17 protein-coding genes are annotated in these 18,723 nt (G+C 66.7%); 1 reads left to right on the top strand and 16 read right to left on the bottom strand.

The annotated features are described in order from the left end of the window. Window positions 1-491 precede the first annotated feature (491 nt). On the top strand, window positions 492-2,111 hold the full coding sequence (locus SRU_RS00615) for a hydantoinase B/oxoprolinase family protein (protein ID WP_011402899.1): 1,620 nt from the start codon (window positions 492-494) through the stop codon (window positions 2,109-2,111). Window positions 2,112-2,158: 47 nt separating this feature from the next. Here SRU_RS00615 and SRU_RS00610 read toward each other — a convergent pair whose 3' ends face one another. From SRU_RS00610 to SRU_RS00535, 16 genes are all read right to left on the bottom strand, one after another. Further along, on the bottom strand, window positions 2,159-2,536 hold the full coding sequence (locus SRU_RS00610) for an ArsR/SmtB family transcription factor (protein WP_112902725.1): 378 nt from the start codon (window positions 2,534-2,536) through the stop codon (window positions 2,159-2,161). 104 nt (window positions 2,537-2,640) lie between these two features. Next, window positions 2,641-5,115, bottom strand: a complete 2,475-nt coding sequence (locus SRU_RS00605) for a heavy metal translocating P-type ATPase (RefSeq protein WP_011402897.1) — start codon at window positions 5,113-5,115, stop codon at window positions 2,641-2,643. 24 nt (window positions 5,116-5,139) lie between these two features. Then, window positions 5,140-5,718, bottom strand: coding sequence for a methyltransferase family protein (locus SRU_RS00600; RefSeq protein WP_237701805.1), 579 nt, complete (start codon window positions 5,716-5,718; stop codon window positions 5,140-5,142). 29 nt (window positions 5,719-5,747) lie between these two features. Then, a protein-coding gene (locus SRU_RS00595) for an IS1-like element ISSru3 family transposase (protein ID WP_076611408.1) occupies window positions 5,748-6,466 on the bottom strand; the annotation gives its coding sequence in 2 pieces (ribosomal slippage) (window positions 5,748-6,215 and window positions 6,218-6,466; 717 coding nt in all). Window positions 6,467-6,702: 236 nt separating this feature from the next. Beyond that, complete coding sequence (locus tag SRU_RS00590) at window positions 6,703-7,593, bottom strand: SCO family protein (protein WP_112902723.1); 891 nt, start codon at window positions 7,591-7,593, stop codon at window positions 6,703-6,705. A gap of 4 nt (window positions 7,594-7,597) precedes the next feature. Continuing rightward, on the bottom strand, window positions 7,598-8,428 hold the full coding sequence (gene htpX, locus SRU_RS00585; protein WP_011402892.1) for a zinc metalloprotease HtpX: 831 nt from the start codon (window positions 8,426-8,428) through the stop codon (window positions 7,598-7,600). Window positions 8,429-8,613: 185 nt separating this feature from the next. Then, on the bottom strand, window positions 8,614-9,330 hold the full coding sequence (locus SRU_RS00580) for a CPBP family glutamic-type intramembrane protease (protein WP_237701804.1): 717 nt from the start codon (window positions 9,328-9,330) through the stop codon (window positions 8,614-8,616). Between the two features lie 160 nt (window positions 9,331-9,490). Continuing rightward, window positions 9,491-10,564, bottom strand: a complete 1,074-nt coding sequence (locus SRU_RS00575) for a LysM peptidoglycan-binding domain-containing protein (protein WP_112902721.1) — start codon at window positions 10,562-10,564, stop codon at window positions 9,491-9,493. A 15-nt stretch (window positions 10,565-10,579) separates the two neighbouring features. Next, a complete protein-coding gene (locus SRU_RS00570) occupies window positions 10,580-10,909 on the bottom strand; it encodes a tetratricopeptide repeat protein (protein ID WP_043551686.1) in 330 nt (109 codons plus the stop codon). Window positions 10,910-11,049: 140 nt separating this feature from the next. Beyond that, entirely contained in the window at window positions 11,050-11,865 is an 816-nt protein-coding gene (locus SRU_RS00565; protein ID WP_237701803.1) for a TPM domain-containing protein, read from the bottom strand. Window positions 11,866-11,939: 74 nt separating this feature from the next. Next, a complete protein-coding gene (locus SRU_RS00560) occupies window positions 11,940-12,548 on the bottom strand; it encodes a LemA family protein (RefSeq protein WP_011402887.1) in 609 nt (202 codons plus the stop codon). 242 nt (window positions 12,549-12,790) lie between these two features. After that, window positions 12,791-13,708 (bottom strand): TolB family protein, encoded by a 918-nt coding sequence (locus SRU_RS00555; protein WP_237701802.1) that lies wholly within the window; start codon window positions 13,706-13,708, stop codon window positions 12,791-12,793. Between the two features lie 330 nt (window positions 13,709-14,038). Beyond that, on the bottom strand, window positions 14,039-15,169 hold the full coding sequence (locus SRU_RS00550; protein ID WP_011402885.1) for a cytochrome-c peroxidase: 1,131 nt from the start codon (window positions 15,167-15,169) through the stop codon (window positions 14,039-14,041). A gap of 113 nt (window positions 15,170-15,282) precedes the next feature. Beyond that, window positions 15,283-15,684, bottom strand: a complete 402-nt coding sequence (locus tag SRU_RS00545) for a hypothetical protein (protein ID WP_112902719.1) — start codon at window positions 15,682-15,684, stop codon at window positions 15,283-15,285. 45 nt (window positions 15,685-15,729) lie between these two features. Beyond that, complete coding sequence (locus SRU_RS00540) at window positions 15,730-17,148, bottom strand: DUF6850 family outer membrane beta-barrel protein (RefSeq protein WP_162713325.1); 1,419 nt, start codon at window positions 17,146-17,148, stop codon at window positions 15,730-15,732. Between the two features lie 110 nt (window positions 17,149-17,258). After that, entirely contained in the window at window positions 17,259-18,704 is a 1,446-nt protein-coding gene (locus tag SRU_RS00535) for a DUF4876 domain-containing protein (RefSeq protein WP_011402883.1), read from the bottom strand. Between the last annotated feature and the right edge of the window lie 19 nt (window positions 18,705-18,723).

Here is an 18,723-nt window from a genome sequence, read left to right as displayed (position 1 = left end):
ACTTACAGCAATTTGCGACTGGCTCTCCTCCCTGCCCCGCGGCTCGATGATCGACGAGACCTCCTCCCGACGCCGAAGCCAGGAAGAGTCGGAGCGTAGCCGGGTCGTGTGCGCAGTGGGCGCCCTCACGCGTCCGACCCCGCCTTGCCAACCCCTCTCGAACGCCAGCCGTGAGGCGGAACCCGAGGCGGAGACGCTAGCCCACGAGGAGTGGGGGGCATGGGGACTGAGATGCAGATCCGATGAGTTTTCAGCACCGAGCCGCCCGTTCGCCTGACGCCCGGGGCTGACGGTGCTGGAACGCCCCTCAGGAATATTTCTCCGGCCCTTCGGCAGCGGCGCGCTATGCACGTGACGAAGGGGGCTCTTCAAAAATCCGTGTCTGGGCGCCAAGACGCCCCTTCCGGAACGCGATGGAACGAGCAGAAGCAGACCACGTCCCTGCGCCCCAGCCCCGTCGCGGCGCTTTCCACGCTTACAGGTCCATTTGTATGCCCGACGCCGACCCCATCCTGCTGGAGCTCTACCGCCACCGCTTTGAGGGGGTGGCCGACGAGATGGGCGTGACGCTCCGGCGCACCAGCCACTCGCCCAACATCAAGGAGCGGCTCGACTTCTCCTGCGCGGTGTTCGACAGGGGCGGCGCCCTCGTGGCGCAGGCCGCCCACATCCCCGTCCACCTGGGCGCCATGCCCGCGAGCGTCGACGCGGCGCGGGCCGCCGTGGACGCCTGGGCCGAGGGCGACGTGGTGATCCTGAACGACCCGTACGCGGGCGGCACGCACCTGCCGGACGTGACCATGGTCTCGCCCGTGTTCGTCGGCACCGCAGACGCGCCCTCGTTCTTCGTGGCGAGCCGGGCCCACCACGCCGACGTCGGCGGCATGACGCCCGGCTCGCTCCCCCTCGCCACCGAGCTGGTACAGGAGGGCACCATCATTCCGCCCGTCAAGCTGGTCGACGGCGGCACGCGCAACGACGCGCTCCTCCAGACCCTCCTCCGCAACGTGCGCACCCCCGAGGAGCGGCGGGGCGACCTTGCGGCGCAGCGGGCCGCCCACACGGTCGGCACGGAGCGCCTGCAGGCCCTGGCCGAGGCGCACGGGGCAAACGAGGTCACGACCTACGCCCGCCACCTGCAGGCCTACAGCGAGCGCCGGACGCGGGCGGCCCTGTCCGACTGGCCCGCGGGCACGTACGCCTTTGCCGACGACGTGGAGGTGGGCGACGCAGACCCCGCCACAATCCGCGTGGCCGCGACGGTGCAGGGCGACACGATCACGTTCGACTTCGACGGCACCGGCGACGCGGTGGACGGCAACCTGAACGCCGTGCTCCCCATCACGAAATCGGCCTGCTACTACGTGGTGCAGGGCCTCACCCGGGGTGACATTCCGGGAAATGCAGGGAGCCTCGCGCCCGTCTCCGTGACCGCCCCGGAGGGATGTCTCGTGAATGCCGAGGCGCCGCACGCGGTGGCGGGCGGCAACGTGGAAACCTCCCAGCGCATCGTCGATACGGTGCTCGGGGCGCTCGCGCAGGCGCTCCCCGACCGCGTCCCGGCCGCCGGGCAGGGCACGATGAACAACCTCACCCTTGGCGGCACGCGCCCTGAGCGAACCGAGGACGTCGCCTCCGGGCTGCGGCCCGGCGGGTCGCCCTTTGCCTACTACGAAACCATCGGCGGCGGCATGGGCGCCCATGCCGACGGGGACGGCCTCAGCGGGGTGCACGTGCACATGACGAACACGCTCAACACGCCCGTCGAGGCGCTGGAGCAGACGTATCCGTTTCGAATCGTCGCCTACCGGCTGCGCCCCGGCAGCGGCGGCGCGGGCCGGTTTCGGGGCGGCGACGGGCTCGTGCGCGTCTACGAACTGCTCGTGCCGACGACCGCGACGATGCTCAGCACGCGGCGGAACCGGGGGCCGTGGGGCCGCAACGGGGGCAAGCCCGGGGCGCCGGGGCGCACGGTGCTCATTCATCCCGATGGGCGCGAGGAGGAACTGCCGGCCCACGTTTCGCGGACGCTCCCCGCGGGCAGTCGAGTGCGCGTCGAGACGCCGGGCGGCGGCGGGTTCGGGACGCCGGCCGACAAGAACGCCTCGTAACCCGCCACGGCGTGCCGTCTCGGCATTCGGTCACTGAAAACACCCGCTCACTGCGAGTCCGGTTCGGCCCCGTGCGACAGGGCATTTTCCAGCATCTCGCGGACGTGGTCGTCGGCGAGGCGGTAGTAGACGTGCCGTCCCTCGCGTCGGTGCGACACGAGCCGGGCGTCGCGCAGCACGCGCAGCTGGTGGCTGATGGCCGACTGGCTCATGTCGAGCGCCTCCACGATGTTGTGCACGCAGACCTCTCGGTCGCGGAGCAGGCACAGGATGCGCAGCCGCGTCTGGTCGGCAAAGCCTTTGAGGAGGCGGACGGTCGCGTCGGTAACCGCGGCCGTGGGCAGCGACGCCGAAAGCGCTGCCTCCGTTCCGCAGGTCCCGTCGTGCGCGTCAGCTGGGGCGTCGGAGGCGGGATTGCCGGACATGGGCGTGGGTCTATGGCAGGGAAAACGGCCGAGTAAAAACTGGATGTCCCTTCGCAGACGGTGCCTCATAGGACGAGGGGTCCAGTCCAGTTCCGTTGCGGCCGCTACGTGTCGTACCGGAGCAGCCGCAGCGCATTGCCCACGACGAGCAGCGTCGACCCTTCGTGCAGCACCACGGCCGGGCCGATGGAGAGCCCCGCAATCGTAGCGGGCACCAGCACCGCCACCATGCCGAGCGCAATCCACAGGTTCTGCGTGATGACGCGGCGGGTCTGTCGGCTGAGCCCCACCGCGAACGGCAGCTGGGACAGGTCGTCGGCCATCAGGGCCACGTCGGCGGTCTCCAGGGCCGCGTCCGATCCCGCCGCCCCCATCGCAACGCCCACGGTGGCGTTCGCCATGGCGGGCGCGTCGTTCACCCCATCGCCCACCATGGCCACGTCTTCGTCCTGACGGAGCGCCCGCACGGTGTCCACCTTGTCGCTGGGCAGCAGGTCGCCCCGGGCCTCGTCGAGCCCCAGCCGTTCGGCCGCCGCGTCCACGACGCGCTGGTTGTCGCCCGAAAGCATGACCATCCGCCGGATGCCCGCGCGGCGCAGCTGCTCCACCACGCCCGCGGCCTCTGGACGGGGCGCATCGGCGAGGCCCACCACGCCGAGGTAGGTGTCCCCGCGACGGACAATCATCGTCGTTCGCCCATCGGCCTCCAGCGCCTCCACCTCGTCGCGGAGCGGGTCCGGGGGCGGTGGGCCGCCGACCTCGTCGAAAAGGGCCGCGTTCCCGACGTGCACGGGACGCCCTCCCACAGAGGCCCGAATGCCCCGGCCCGTGATGCCCTTCATTTCCGCCGCGTCTTCGGGCGGGCGGCCCTCGAGGTGTTCGTCCCCGTACTGGACCACCGCCTCCGCCAGCGGGTGGTCGCTGAGCCGTTCGGCGGCGACGGCGGCCCGGAGAAGGTCTTCTTCGGACGTTCCGTTGTGGGGACGCACGTCCGTGACGCGGGGCGCCCCCTCCGTGAGGGTGCCCGTCTTGTCGAACGCGACGGCGCCGAGTCGGCCGAGGTGTTCGAGCGGGCCGCCCCCCTTCACGAGCACGCCCCCCTGCCCGGCCCGGGCCAGGGCACTCAGCACGGCACTCGGCGTGGCGATGGCGAGGGCGCACGGACTGGCGGCCACGAGCACAGCCATGGCGCGGTAGAAGCTGTCGGCAACGGGCTCGCCGAGGGGCACCCAGGCAAAGAGAAGAAGCCCCACCAGCCCGAGGACGGCCGGCACGAAGACCCGCTCAAACCGGTCGGTGAAGCGTTCGGTCGGGGACTTCTCGGCTTCCGCCTCCGTGACCATCTGTACGACTCGTGAAAGGGTCGACTCGCCCGCCCGCTTCGTGACGCGTACCTCCAGCACGCCGCTCCCGTTGATCGTGCCGGCGTAAACGCGGTGGGCCGCGTCTAGGGTCGTCGGGTCCCGCACGGCCGCCGGGGTTTCAACGGGTGTCTTGTCCACCGGCACGCTCTCGCCAGTCACCGGGGCCTGGTTGACGGCGCTCTCGCCCTGGGTAACGAATCCGTCCGCCGGAATGCGCTCGTTCGGCTTCACGATGACTGTGTCTCCCACCCGCAGCTGATCGACGGAAACCTCTCGTTCTTCTCCGTCGCGGCGGACGAGCGCGGTGTCTGGGGCCAGGTCGGCGAGCGACTCGATGGCCCGGCGGGCGCGGCGCATCGCGTAGTGCTCCAGCGCGTGGCCGAGGGAGAAGAGAAACAGCAGAAACGCCCCCTCCAGCCATTTCCCGAGCACCGCCGCTCCCCCCGCGGCCACCAGCATGAGGAAATCTACTTCAAACTCGCCGGCCCGGAGCGTCTCGACCGCCTCCCGCACGGTGTGGTACCCGCCAAGGGCGTAGGCTCCGACATACAGTCCCCAGGGGACCCATCCGGGCGTGCCGCCCACGACGGAGAGCCCAACGCCCAGGGCCACGCACACGCCGGCCGCGACGGCAACGATCAGTTCCGTCTTCTCGCCGAAGATCCCACCATGGTCGTGGTCGTGTTCTTCCTCGCGGTCTCCACGGCCGGCCTCTGCCGCCAGCCCCTGCGCCGCCAGCCGATCGCCCTGCGGCCGCACGTTCATCGACCGGAGCACGTCGCGGATCTCCTCCGCACTCGTCGACGACCGGTCGTACTCTACGCGGACCTGCTCGGCGGCACGCGCCTCCGCCTCCACCACGCCATTGATTTGGCGCAGCCGCTTGGCGATGGTCCGGGCGCGCCGGGGACGTGAGATTCCCTCAACGGCCCAGGAGAGGTGCCCGTACCGGTCGGTCAGGTCCGCGCCGACACTCCGCACGCGCCGCCGGATGCGAGAGCGCGCAATCGTATCGGGGTCGTAGTGCACGCAGAGGCGGTCCGGGGCGCCGTTCGTGGCGGGGACCACGTGGGCCCTGCTTACGCCCGGCTGCCCACGGAGGCGGTCCGTGAGGCGACCGACGCACGCGTCCGTCGCGTCGGGGACGCGTGGGAGTACGACGGGGAGATCGAGTTGAACCTGTTCGGCCACGGCGGATGAGGACGGACTGTGCACGAATTGATGAGCGAAGCGGCCTTATCAGGCTGTTTCCGAGGAGAGCAGTCGAACCGACGCTCCCCCGAGAAAACGAGGACACCGCTGCCGGTAACGTCGATAGGACTCCCCGTACTGCTCCTCCAGCCATGGCTCTTCGGCCAACGGCGCCAGGAGAAACCAGACGGCTCCAATCCCCCCCACGATGCCTGCCAGGCCCGAGTCGGTGAGGAGCACGTATCCAGCGATTAGAATGAGGTCCCCTACGTAGCCGGGATTTCGGCTCACGGCGAATGGCCCGTCCGTGACGAGCTCCGCGTTTAGCCCGAGGCACCCACGCAGCCCCAGTCGCCCCATCGCGTAGCTGGCCAACGCGGTGCCCCCCACGACGAGCATGCTGCCGAGGATGATCGTTCCGGCCTCGCCCACCCATCGGGCAAGCCCCAGACTCCCGGCGTCGATTCCGCCCACGACAAGAAAGCCGACGCAGGCCACAGCGAAGAGTGTCCACACGAGCCGATACTGCCACGCCTGGCGCCCCGGCGGCGGCCAGATGGAGATGGTTTTGACCCCGAGGGTAGCAATGAGCGTCACGCCCAGTCCGGCTGCGGCGACGAGCGCCACCCAGAAGACGATTCGGTAGCGGATAGATGTTAAGTGATGGCTTCGTTGTACCACTCCACGAACAGTTTCGTCGTCAGATGGAGCATCCGTTCTGACTCGGAGGCCGCTCGCGTCCGGCGGACATACCGGGCCAGCTTCTGGCGCAGTCGCCCGAAGAATCTTTCCACGTGGGCCATCTCACCACTGGACTTTCCGACCTGCCGGTGGCTGGGGTCGCCCGCAAACACTGGGCGATAGGACTTCCAGAAGTCGCTGAAGCTTCTGCCCTGACGGTATTCCTCCGGAATCCGGCTCCAGAGCCGAGCACAGGTTCTGGCCGAACGGTCTCCGATCACAAATGCCACGACCTGCCGGGTTCTCCGGCACAGAGCAACCCACAGCCACCGTTTATTCGCCCGCTCTCGGACATACGTCCAGCATTCATCGAGTTCAAGGACATCGCCTTCCTCAGCAGGCCGGAGCCCTTCGGCTACTGAATCGGATTCTCGTCCCTTTTTTTGAGCCACCGGGTCAATGTATTGCGGCTGATGCCGAATATCCGGCTGATTGCCCGCTTTGACCCGCGCTCGCGGTAAGCACGGAGGATTTTCTCTTTCTCCTCCTCGGAGTAGCCTCGCGGCTCTGGATCGAGAACCTTGTGCGCTCCACAGTCCTTGCAGTGATACTGCTGAGAGCCGCTAGCGCTGTGTCCGTTTTTGACGATGTTCGAGGAGCCACACTCTCTACACTCGTAAGTCTCTTTGATCATCGGATAGACCAGGCTGGTGGGCCAGACGCGACGCAGTTCAAACAGAAAGACTCACTACTTGTTGAGCCGCTACCGACGATTCTAGTTGCGGCCACCACTTCAATCCGTTTGTCTGTTTATGATCACATGAGCACTTGTTCATAAGTAGAACTGAAGAGGGAGTTTCGTGGGGACGCCTCAGTGCGTCTCGGTGCGTCTCGCCCGATGAGGACTGGATCGGCGCGTCCGGAGGCTGATCAGGACGCCTCGGCCACCTGCGCGACGGCCTGCCGCACGTCCTCTGGCGTCCAGTCGTTGCCGCGCCAGAGGCGCCGCACGTGCCCCTCCGACCCAATCAGGGCCGTCGTGAGGTTGTGGGTGATCTCCTCACTGCCCGTTTTCTGGGCATGCACGCCGAAGAGGCCGGTGGCCCGTTCGACCTGGCTCGAATCGCCGGTGGCAAAGGTCCAGGTGTCGAGCCGATCCGTGTACTTCGACGCGTACTCGCGGAGCACCTGCGGCGTGTCGTAGGCCGGGTCGAAGCTGATCGACAACAGCTGGGCCTCCTCCCCGTACCGCTCGCGGAGCTGCGGCTGCAGGGCGGCAAACTGCTTCGACATGAGGGGGCAGTAGGTCGGCAGCGGGCAGCGGGTATAGATGAAGGTCAGGACGAGCGTCTGCCCGCGGTAGTCGCCGATCCGGAAGGACTCGCCGGCCTGGTTCGTGAGCGTGAGGCCCGCCGGGACGCGGTCCCCTTGCTGAAGCATCTGCGTCCCCCCGTCGGCGGCCGACTTGATCGGCGTGGTCGTGCGGGCCGGATTCCGGGCCACCGCCGTGTCCGGGAGGGTCCGGAGGGCGATGATGCTCGCACTGTCGCCGACGGCGAGCCGAAACTGGACCGCATCCCCCTTTTCCAGCGGGGCGGTCATGCTGGAGTCCGCCACCGGCAGGGGCATGATCATCGGCGGCATGTACCCGGGAATCTTCTCGTGCTCCACCACGAGGGTGCGCCCCTCGTTCTGGATGCCGGCCACGCGGCCGTCGACGGTGTACGTGTCTGTGCCAAAGAGATACAGGAGCAGGGCGCCCGCGGCCAGGAAGAACGCGAAGAGCCCGCCCCCAAACACGGCGAGTCGGTTCTGGATCATGGGTTCACTGGGCGCGACCGGCCATTTCTTCGAGGCGGGCGATGCGCTCCTCCGTGGGCGGGTGGGTGGAGAAGAGCCGCTTGATGCCACTCAGGCCGCCGCTGAAGGGGTTCACGATGAACATGTGCGAGGTCGTCTGATTGGCCGGCATGGGCCGGTGCTCCGCGGCCCGCTCCATGCTGCGCAGGGCACTGGCGAGGCCGAGGGGATTTTTCGCGATCTCGGCCCCCTCTCGGTCGGCGGCGTACTCGCGGCTGCGAGAGATCGCCGACTGGATGAGCATCGCCGCCATCGGGGCGAGGATCATCATGAGGAGCGACACGAGGAAATTGTTGTCGCGGCCGCCGAAGAAGAGGGCGAACCGGGACAGCATCGTAATCGCCCCGGCCAGCGTCGCGGCGACGGTGGACGTCAGCATGTCGCGGTTCTTGATGTGGGCCAGCTCGTGGGCAATCACGCCCGCCAGTTCGTCGCGGTCGAGCACGTCCATGATGCCCTTCGTTACCGCCACCACGGCGTTGTCGGGGTTGCGGCCGGTAGCGAAGGCGTTGGGCTGGTCCTGCGGGATGATGCAGACCTTCGGCATCGGCAGGTCGGCCCGCCGTCGCAGGCGATCCACGAGGTCGTGCAGCTCCGGCGCCTCGGCGCGGCTCACCTCTTCGGCCCCGTACATGCGGAGCACGATGGAGCTGCTGTACCAGTAGCTCACGCCGTTCATGCCCACGGCAATCAGGAAGGCGAGCAGCATGCCGCCCGTGCCCCCGAGTGCCTGCCCGATGAGGGCAAAGAGCACAATCATGACCGCCATGAGCGCGGTGGTGCGGAAGGTGTTCATACTAGATCTGGATCGCTATGGGAGCATTTGTAGTGTGGTGAACGCCGTCGTTTTGTATGCACAAGGGCCGTGCCGCGGTCCTCACCCCTGCCGGGATGTCAGACGTTCTTGTAATGCGTATTGCGTGTTTCGTATCGCGGAGCGGTTTCGTCATTGATCACGCAATACGCACCACGAAATGCGCACTACCCAAGCATCCCCATCACCACCATCACGTCGTAGAGCGCGTGGGTCCAGGCGGCGACGCCGAAGCCACGGGCGAGGAAGAGGGCGTTGAGGGCTAGGCCGAAGAGGAACCGAAAGACAAACGACGGCAGCGCAAATGGGTCGCCCAGGGGACCTACGTAGTGCGCCCCGCTGAAGAGCGCCGCCCCGAGAAGGGCCGCCACCAGGTACACCCGGGTCGATGTCTCCATCAGGGCCCGAAAAAGGAGGAAGAGCCCCCCCACGAGCAGCACCCGGAAGACCAGCTCTTCGTAGAGGCCCGCGCCGATGGAGAGGGCCAACTGCGTCCAGAGCGCCCCGTCGGCGGGCGGGATCGCGGCGAAGAGGGCCCCGACGGCCGACGAGACGACGAGGGCCACGCCGACCGCGTACGCCGCGCTCTCGCCCACAAGCCCGACAAAGTAGCGCGACCGCAGCGGAATGTCGCGGTGCCGATCCAGCAGGTAGGCGGCCCCACCGCCCCCCGCCACGAGCAACGCGAGGCCCAGCCCGCCGGACGCCCCGGTCATCATGAGCAGCTCCTTGATCCACACGCCCGCCTCCACCCGCACCGGCCGCGTGGCGTCGAGGTTCACGAGCACAATCATCGTCTCGTAGAGCACAAAGAGCGGCAGGGCGCTGAGGAAGCCGTATGTGGCCGAGCGGGTGGCTCGGTGATATGCGTGCCAGGAGGGCATGGGGACCGAGTGTGGTGAGAGATATCCGTATTTCGTATTGCGTAGGGCGATACTGATTGCTGATTTCCGCACTCCACAATACGCCCTGCGCAATACGTCCTCCGACCCGGCATTTCCCCTCACTCCCTGTGCAGGACGGACGCGTCGGCCCTTCTCTCTGTTACTTCTGGTCCCCGATCCACACCGTCCGCAGCTCTACGGTCGGCGTCGCGTCGGCATCGAGGCCGAGCCGGTCCGCCACGGCCGCCGACACGTCGAGCAGCGTCCCCGCCTCAATCGGCCCCCGGTCGAGGACGCGGGCAAAGGTGTGGCGGCCTACGTCCGGGCGGGAGAGGAGCACGACGGAGTTGTACGGGAGCGACGGATGACTCACCACGAGGGCGTCGGGATCGTACGGCGTGCCGCTGGCCGTGAGGCGCCCGGCGAACGCGTCCGGGTAGACGGCGACGGCCCCCGTCGAGTCGGGCGCGGCCCAGTCGCCGGGGGGCGGCACTTCGGGGGCCTCCCGGCCCGGCAGGCGAAGGCGTCGCCCCGGCTCCAGCGCGGTCGTGTCGAGGCCGTTGGCCGTCCGGAGGGCCCGGGCGCTCACCCCATACTCTCCCGCAATGCTGTAGAGGGTCTCCCCGGACGCCACCACGTGGGCCGGCGGCGCGAACCGCTTGGGAAGGCGGAGCGTCTCTCCCGCCGCGAGGGGGGCCGCCGTGCGGTCGTTCAGGGCGGAAAGCGTGTCCGCCGTGGTGCCGAGGCGAAGCGCGAGGGTCACGAACGAGTCGCCGTCCGCCGCCACGTGCCGCCCGTACACCGGCGGGGCCGTCACGGAGTCCACCGCGGGGCTGTCTGGATCGGACGTGCCCACAGCCACCGTGTCCGAGACGGTGGTGTCCGAGACGACGGTGTCGGAAACGGCAGTATCGGAAACGGCAGTGTCTGGGAGAGGCGAGTCCGCGGCGGTGGAATCCGGCCGGGCCTCGGTCGTGTCGACGGATGCTTCTGTTCTGTCCTCGGGTCGGGGCGGCCGGAGGCGGAGCGTCTGCCCAATCTGTAGCGCCGTGCCCTCCAGGTCATTCCATCGCTGCAGGGCCGCCACCGACACGCCCGCTTGCTGGGCGATGCTGTACAGCGTGTCGCCGGACCGGACCGTGTAGGTCGAGTCGGACGGGGCCTGGGCGTGGCCGGCCGGCGCCGTGCCGGCCAGGGTCAGCAGAACGCCCAACATGAGAACAGCGCTGCGCATCGGCGGGCGGGACGGTCAGTCAAAGCCAACGCCTTCGGCCTTCAGCTTCGCGTCCTGGAGCTCCGACAGGTCTTTCTGGGTGCCCTCCTCGCGGGCCACCTCGATGCCCTGCGCGTACGTGTCGATCGCATCGTCGGTGCGGTCGAGGCGCTCGTAGAGCTTGCCGAGGTGGTAGTACGTGCCCACGTAGTCGGGGTCCGTCTCCACGAGCTCCTCAAACAGGGCGAGGGCCCGCGAGGCGTTGTCGTGTTTCAGGTGCTCCTGCGCGAGGGCGTACCGCGTAAACGGGTCCTCGGGGTCTTCCTCGTGGAAGGTTTTCAGTTGCTCCAGGCGGTCGGCACTCATGGTCAAAGCTGTGCGGTGGCGTGTGTCGAATGTAGCGTTTCCCAACCGGACGGGCAGGTGGAGGGACGGCGTGATGCGTGAAGAGTGGGGCGTGAAGAGTGATGCGTGAGGGAAAGGGGTCACGGATCACGGTTCACGCCTCACCACGATCCCCCAGCGCCGCCCCCGCCAAAGCTCCCGCCCCCAAAGCCGCCGAAGCCGCCCCCGCCGCCAACGCCGCCGCCCCCTCCGAAGCCGCCTCCGCCGTGCGAGCCCCCGCCGCCCCAGATGAAGATCGGCAGGTCGCCGCGGCGGCGGGTCGACGTCTTCGCTCCTTTCTTGTTGCCCCCGCCCCCGCGCCAGAGCGAGCTGCCAATGAAGTAGGCAAAGATCAGGAAGATGTAGATGAGCGTCGTCGAGACCCCGCCGTCGTCGGAGGACGACGCAACGGCCTCCTCCGTGGCGGTGTACTCCCCTGCGGTGGCCCGGATGATGGCGTCGGTGCCCCGATCGAGCCCGGCGTAGAAGTCCCCGTTCCGGAACGCGGGGGTGATGACGCGCTCCACAATCCGGTTGGCGATGGCATCCGGGAGGGCCCCCTCCACGCCGTAGCCCGTGGCGATGAACATCTTGCGGTCGTTCTTCGAGACGAGCACCACCACGCCGTTGTCCTTCCCCTCCTGCCCCACGCCCCAGTCGCGCCCCAGCGAGATGGCGTAGTCGTCCACGGGCGCGCCGTCGAGGGAGGAGAGGGTTACCACCACCACGGCGGTCGACGAGGTGTCCTCGTACGCCGCCAGCTTGCGGGCCAGCGCCCGCTCCTCCCCGCCGGAGAGCATACTGCCCTGGTCCAGCACCGGCCCGCTCGGCTTCGGCGGAAAGTCGTAGCGCTGGGCCGCGGCCGTCGGCGCAAGGGCCGCCGCGAAGAGGCTCAGCGCGGCGCCGAGCAGCAGGACGGAGCGGAAACGCGAAAGCACGGCGGAACGCTGCATTCGGTTTGGAATCGAGACGGGGTGCAAATGCCGATTGGGCGCCCTTCAGGCCTCACGCGCTACGAATCGCTGCCGAAGTCCACGTCCGGCGCCTCCTCGGCCCCCGCCTCCGCCTCGAACGGCGTTTTCGGCTTAAAGCCCATGAGGCTCGCAAACACCACGGTCGGGAAGGAGCGCACCTGCGTGTTGTACCGGCGCACGGTGCTGTTGTAGTCGCGCCGCGCCACCGTGATGCGGTTCTCCGTGCCCTCCAGCTGGGCCTGCAGGTCGCTAAAGCTCTGCGTGGCCTGCAGCTTCGGGTAGTTCTCGGAGACGGCCAGCAGCCGCCCGAGCGATTTGCCGAGGGCCGACTGGGCCTCCTGGAATTGCCGGAGCCGCTGGGGGTTGTCGAGGTCCTCGGCGCTGACCTGGACGGAGGTGGCCTTCGCCCGCGCCTCCGTCACCGACTGCAGCGTCTCCTGCTCAAAATCGGCGGCGCCCTGCACCGTCTCCACGAGGTTGGGGATGAGGTCGGCCCGCCGCTGGTAGGTCGCCTGCAGGTTGGACCACGCCTCCCGCACCTGCTCGTCGCTCTGGACGAGGCTGTTGTACGAGCTCGTGGCCCCGCAGCCGACGAAGCCGAGGACGACCACGAGGACGACGAGGGTGATGGCGCCTTTGCTTCGCATGGACGCGGGGTCTTCTGGTGATGGAAGCGGCGTGCGTGTCAGGTCGCCTCTACGGCTGACTCCAGATGGAGTTGCGCCCTGACCTGTCGGCCCTCTGGGCCGGGTCTGCCGCGAAGTGCGCACGTGGACGGTGAGGGGGGGGCCGTCCAGCCCCAGTGCCGCCGGGCTCCGGGAGCGCCGTTGGCCGCGTCGGGCACACTCGGCCCGGATCGAACCTCTCGTCGGCCCCGCGCCCCGCCTCCCTACTCTGCGGCGACCATCGCCAGCCGGTCGCCGGACGGCGACACGGCGAGACGCGAAACGTCCATCGTGTCCAGCGCAGCCACCGGGCGCCAGTCTGCCCTGCCGCGGCGCCATGCCACGAGCGAGTCTTCGGTCGTCATCAGGAGGTGTCCACCCGGCGTCCAGGCGTGGTCGCCGGTCGGGGCATTCGTGGGCGCCTCCGTCAGCCGACGCGTGGTGAGGGAGGCGCCGTCGAGCCGGTGAATCGCAACCGACGAGTCGGGCCCCACCTGGACGAAGCTCACGTCCGCCCGCCCGGGCACCGACTGGAGCGAGCGGCCGATGCGGCGGGCCACGACCGTATCGGTGCCGCTCTTCACGTTGGCTACGTGGAGCGTCGGCGGGGCGCCGAGGACGAACAGCGCCACGCGGCTGCTGTCGAGCCAGGCGTGGTAGCCCACCGAGTCGGCGTCGGGCAGAACGGGAGCGTCCGGGGTGCCGTCGGCCCGATACCGCCAGAGGCGCTGCCGCCCGTCGGCCTCGACGCGGACGAGCGTCAGGGCGCCGCCGGGCCGGGGCGTGGGTGAAAACTCGCTCTCGGGGGTGTCGGTCACCGGCGCGGGCCCTCCTTCGTCTTCAATCTTGCGGTACACGTCCGCCTGTCCGTCGTGGATGGCCGTCCACACGAGCCCACTTCCGTCAGGCAGAAAGGCCGGCTGGTTGTCGTAGCCGGGCCGCGTGGTGACGGGCGTCGGCCTGCCCATGCGGAGCGTGTCCCCGGATGCGTCGAGCGGCGCCCCCACCACGTCCGTCCCCGGGGCCGTGGCGGCAATGGAGTCGGCCGTCGCGGGGCCCCTCCCATCTTGGGGCTCTGCGCAGCCCCCTACGGCCCCCACGAGGACCCCGACAACCAGTATCCACGAGCGGACACGCGACATTGAGGGACGAGAATTGTGTGTGGCAGACACGAGACGCCGTGTTTTGTTTTCCGATTTGAAGGTAACCAGACCGGAGACAAACCAACAAGCGGTGGCCCTCACGTCCCCACTCCGAATCGGCCTGGTCGTGTCTGGGCCTTCGAGGGGCGCCGCCGACCGGTCCCGCTCTCAAAACGAGACGTTGCGCTCCCGGCCGGGAACCGGCCCTCATGGCCGTGGCCGCCAGCATCCGACTGAACGGATCAGCACCCGTTTTCCGCTCGACCCACCCGGTCCCGGCCCACGAGATGCCTCACGGGCACAGCCCAGGATGTCCGGGGCACTGACTGCCTACTGGGGGAGTTCAGGGCGCCGCACGCGACGGGGCCGCTCGGAGATGGAGTGGAGAAAGGCGACGAGGGCGTCCGTTTCCGCCCTCGTCAAGTCGAGTTCTTTTAGAAGGGGAGAGGTCACCGGATAGTGGGGATCGTCCTCCATACCGGGCCGGGGCTCAGGGCGCGCCATGCCGTGCTCGTACATGTTGATGGCGTGCTCCAAGTCGTTGACGAGCCCGTTGTGAAACCACGGCCCGGTGTAGGCGACGTCCCGCAACGACGGCGTGCGGAATTTCCCCATGTCATCCGGATCGCCGGTCACGTTATACCGCCCGAGGTCTTCTCGCTTCCGTCCGTAGTAGTGAAGACCGAGGTTGTGGAATTTCTGGTCCGTAAAACGGCGGCCGTGATGACAGTTCATACAACGGGCCTTCGTCCGGAACAGGTGCAGGCCTCGCAGGGCCTCGTCCGAAAGCGCCTGCTCCTCTCCTTGAACGAACCGGTCGAAGTCGCTCTCCCGACTCACGATGGTCCGCTGGAACTGCGCGAGGGCCCGCCCGATGCGCCCGAGCGTGACCGACGAGTCCGCAAACGCCCGGGCAAACAGTGCATTGTAGCCCGGAATTGCCGCCAGCTTGCCGGGGAGCGCGTCCGGGTCCTGGTTCATCTCGATCGAATCCGAAACGGCGTGGATGTATTGGGCAGCCAGGCTGTCCTCGCGCCCGTCCCAGAAAAGCGGATCCATCGCCCAGATGTTAAGCAGACTGGGGACGTTGCGCTTGCCAGTTTGGTGGTCGTGCCCCACCGCCGTGGGCCGCGCGTTGGACCACCCCCGGGCCGGATCGTGACACGACGAACAGCTGATCTGGTTGGACGAGGAGAGGCGCGGGTCGAAAAAGAGCTTCTTCCCGAGGGTCGTCAGGCTCTCCAAGCTGTCGACGTTCCGGTACGGGGAGTCGGGAAGAGCCCCCAACGCCTTCCACTGGATGGAGTCCTCGACCGTGGGCTCGGGCCAGTCGGACGGATCGGAGGTGTACACCTTCCGAAGCGACTCGGGATCACTGAGATCGGGAGACGAACGGAAATCCCAGATCACAACCGCGATCAGGACCAGTAGCGTACCCCCCAGAAGTAGACCGTCGCGCATCAGTTGTACTTGTTCATCATCGATTGCCCGTGACTAGAAGGGAATGTCGTTCCGCGCCGGGACATCTGTGCCCGATCGGGTACGGCCGAAGCCCTCCGGTAGATAGTGGCCCATCAAGGAGCATCTTCGACCGTGTGCACCTGTACGAAAAAGCCCTTCTTGTCCGGATCGACGTAATACTTGCGCCCGTCGAACACAGCACTGGGAGGCGGCTCTTTGTCCCCCTTCCACTGAACCTCAACGTACTGTTTGAGGCTATCTAGACTCGTGACGCGAACAAGATGAGAGAACGCCGCCTCCTCTTCCTTTTTCCATTTATTGAAGACCTCCTGCGAGAAGCCCCTCATCGAATCCGCCGTGATGAGAACGTCTTGTTCCTGGTCATCGGCCGCGTCCAACGTCTGACGGGCTGAGTCAGCAGCAGCCTGGCTGCGTTCCTGTGACTCTTCAAGAGTATCGCCGCAGGCGAGCAGTAGGAGCGAGAGTACAGCCAGACAACAACGGCGTATTTTCATACAGGGAAATGTGGCTGTGTTGAGGACACTGATTGTGCGTCGTCGCTAATGGAAGAACTGCAGGGTCATCGAAATAGTGTTTCGGGTCTCTCCCGGCAGAAATTCGGGGATCCCCAGAACCACTCCGTCCTCGACGGCCATCCGGCGCCGGTACTCGACCAGCAACCCGACCGACAGCTTCTCAAACTGTTGCAGGAGCTGAACGCCTCCGCGGAGCCGCACAACACGAGCGGTGTGCCTGTAGTAATCCGGAGCGAGAACATACTTGGTGTACAGATTTCGGTTCTTCCGTGGTACGCGGGCGGACTGCGAAAGCGGCATCCGGTAGGACGCCCCGGGGATGAGGGTGTATCGCCGCGGGCCCGTCGTCCACGAGTACTGTGCCGACAGGCCCGGCGCCAGCCAGGCGTATTCGTAGTGATGGGAGGCGTTGCGGTCAGTGACGGATTGGCGGTTGTAGTCCAGGGTGGCCTGGAGCGTCAGGGGCTCCGCCTGAGAGTGGACAAACAGATCAAGGTTCTGACGCCATCCGGTACGGAAGTAATTCGCCCCCGCAAAGACCTCATTCCGGTCGTGCCCGTCCTTGTACTGGGTTTCGCTTCGCACCTGCAGGCGGTATCCCGGCTGGGAGACGGTCAGGAAAGCAGTCCCCCGCACGGTCTCTTCCCGATAGGTTCCCGGTGTCTCGCGGGTATCACTGACCGTCCGAATGAACTCGGATTCACTGCGTCCCCCGACCAGTTCCCCAGTAAATTGGACGTGGTTCCCGTCGACTGCGTACGTCACCCCCACCTCGGTTCGCGTCGTCGGCCGCTCGTAGGAGCCGAACCGCGCGAAATTGTAGCTCCCAAGCCCCGTCGTCGTGATGACATTGTATTCCCGCTCGCCGAAGCTGTCGTGCGCGCGGTTGTAGTTGCTAACGTCGCCGTTTTCTTCGGCGTCGCCGGTTCCGTAGTACAACGCCACGGTGTGGCCGCCTATGCGCCCCCCCACCTGTCCTTCTACAAACAGATTGTAGTAGTTGAGACTTGGACGGGGGTCGTTGTAGCGGGCTAGGCGTTCGACCTGATAGTCTGCCCCACCGGCCACGAGCAAATGATCGCCAAAAAATGTGGTCCCTCCGGTCAGGTTCACCTCATAGCGATCGTTGTCCCAGTCCCCCGGCTTGATGTTGGCGAAGTAGTACGGCCGACGGGAGACGTTGCGACCGAGCTTCCACCCAATTCCGTTTTGACGCTCCTTCCGGTACTGAAAGCGTCCCTCCAATCGGAGCCCTTTGTACGACGTAAGCCCGTACGACGTCAACGAGCCCACACGGGCAGACTCCGGGTCCTGATACGTGCGGAGCGGGCCCTGGGTGTTGGTCGCCTGTAGGACGCTGGCGCTGTAGGTAGTGTCGGCGAGTAACGACCGAATCGGCAGTTCAGCTCCGTGCCTCAGGGAAAGCCACGTGGACGTGGACACGTCCCCACGAATCCCGGACAGGCCCTGTGCTGCAGCGGGGGGGGCCGCTGCAGCACAGAAGAGCCCGAGGACGAGTGCTACGAGGAGGCTTAGCCGTTGGACAGGATCCATCATCGGTTCACGCGTGGGGCCCACCGGGACTCAAACGTATCGAGGGAAATCGCGCGCTCCCGTTTCGTCCGCAGACGCTGTCGTTGCGTACCGGTTGGGGTATTGGCCGTCTGGGGCGGCATCGCCCGTGGGGTCGCCTTCTCTAGAAAGGTGAAGTTCTCCTCGGAGTTGTTCGTATCTTCCAGGATGGACCGGTCTTCCTGGTCTTTGGAGAGCAGACGAATCACGGATTGCGAGGAGTAGAAGTCTCCCGGCACGAACGTGTAGCCCGCATCCAATCTATTCTGCAGCTTCCGCGGAATCTGATCGTCGGTGGGGGCGGGCTGTGTCTCGACGGCGTCCACAATCCAGTCGGTCGGGATCTGTGGGTACAGGGTCGTATTTTCGGTAACGTCCCGCTCCGTCGGCTCGGCGTACGCCTCGAAGTCACTGGCGGGCGTATCGGTGCGGAAGAGGGCGTAGGCATCTCGCCCAAGCGGATCGAGAATGAAGTCGTCCCCAAAGATGAAGATGCTGCGCAGATTCGGCACGTTGGGGTTGTCGAGGTCCGAGGGCTGCGGGTCATCGATTTGGTCGGCCAGGTACACCTCGTAATCGGCCCCGCTGAGATCCACCGTCAGGCTCGGATCACCGGCCGAAACCGTGTCCCCCTCTGCGTTGACGTAGGGCTGCTTGTGATTGAGCGCGTTCTGTGCAATGACCACGCTCTCTCCCGGAGGCAAGATATCGGGCGTTCCATCTTCCGGAATTTGATAGATGTACTTGGCGTAGAGGAAGTCCTCGTTGGCGTTGACGCTGTCCGGCATGCCAACCGACTGATTCCAGTCGAACTGCCCGTCTTCGGTCAAGTACTGGCTGTTTTCACCGTCCGGGGTCCTATTGCCGTGCACGCCCATCACGTACAGCCCGTCCAGGTTGATGTCGCGGTTGGAGTTGTTGTAGATCGAAAGATACTGATCACGGAAGCCGGCCCCCTCGATGATGTCAGAACCGGCGTAGTATATCTGCTTGATGACCAAGTCGCCCAGGCGGCCTGCCGTGAGTTCCACCGTGAGGGGCTCGGTATTTTGGTTAATTCGCACGTCGCTGACGGTGCCATTGAACGACAGCTCGTCTTTGTCGGGATAGTTGCCGGTCAACTCGAAGACCGTTTGGCGATCGAGCGTGAGCACGGCGGAAACGTTATAGTCTCCCGCCGGCACGTCTTGGAAGGACGCTTGTCCCTCCTCGGTCACCTCCGCCTCGAAGGTTTCCTGCGAACTGATGTTGGTCAGGGTCACCCGGGTCCCGGCGGACGCTGCGCTGTCGTAGCCCTCGCTGAAGGCCAGATTGACGGTGATGTCGACCGGTTCTACCCCGGACGGATTGGAATCACAGCCCGCGAAGACGGCCCCGGTGATCAGGAGACACAGGTACAGAAGGGGGGTACGAAGCAGTGCGTTCATCGTGGTCTACGTGTTGTCT

Source organism: Salinibacter ruber DSM 13855 (assembly GCF_000013045.1).
In the GTDB taxonomy this organism is placed as follows: domain Bacteria; phylum Bacteroidota; class Rhodothermia; order Rhodothermales; family Salinibacteraceae; genus Salinibacter; species Salinibacter ruber.
The sequence above is the reverse complement of the archived record's forward strand: the minus strand, read 5'-3'. Positions and strand labels throughout refer to the sequence as shown.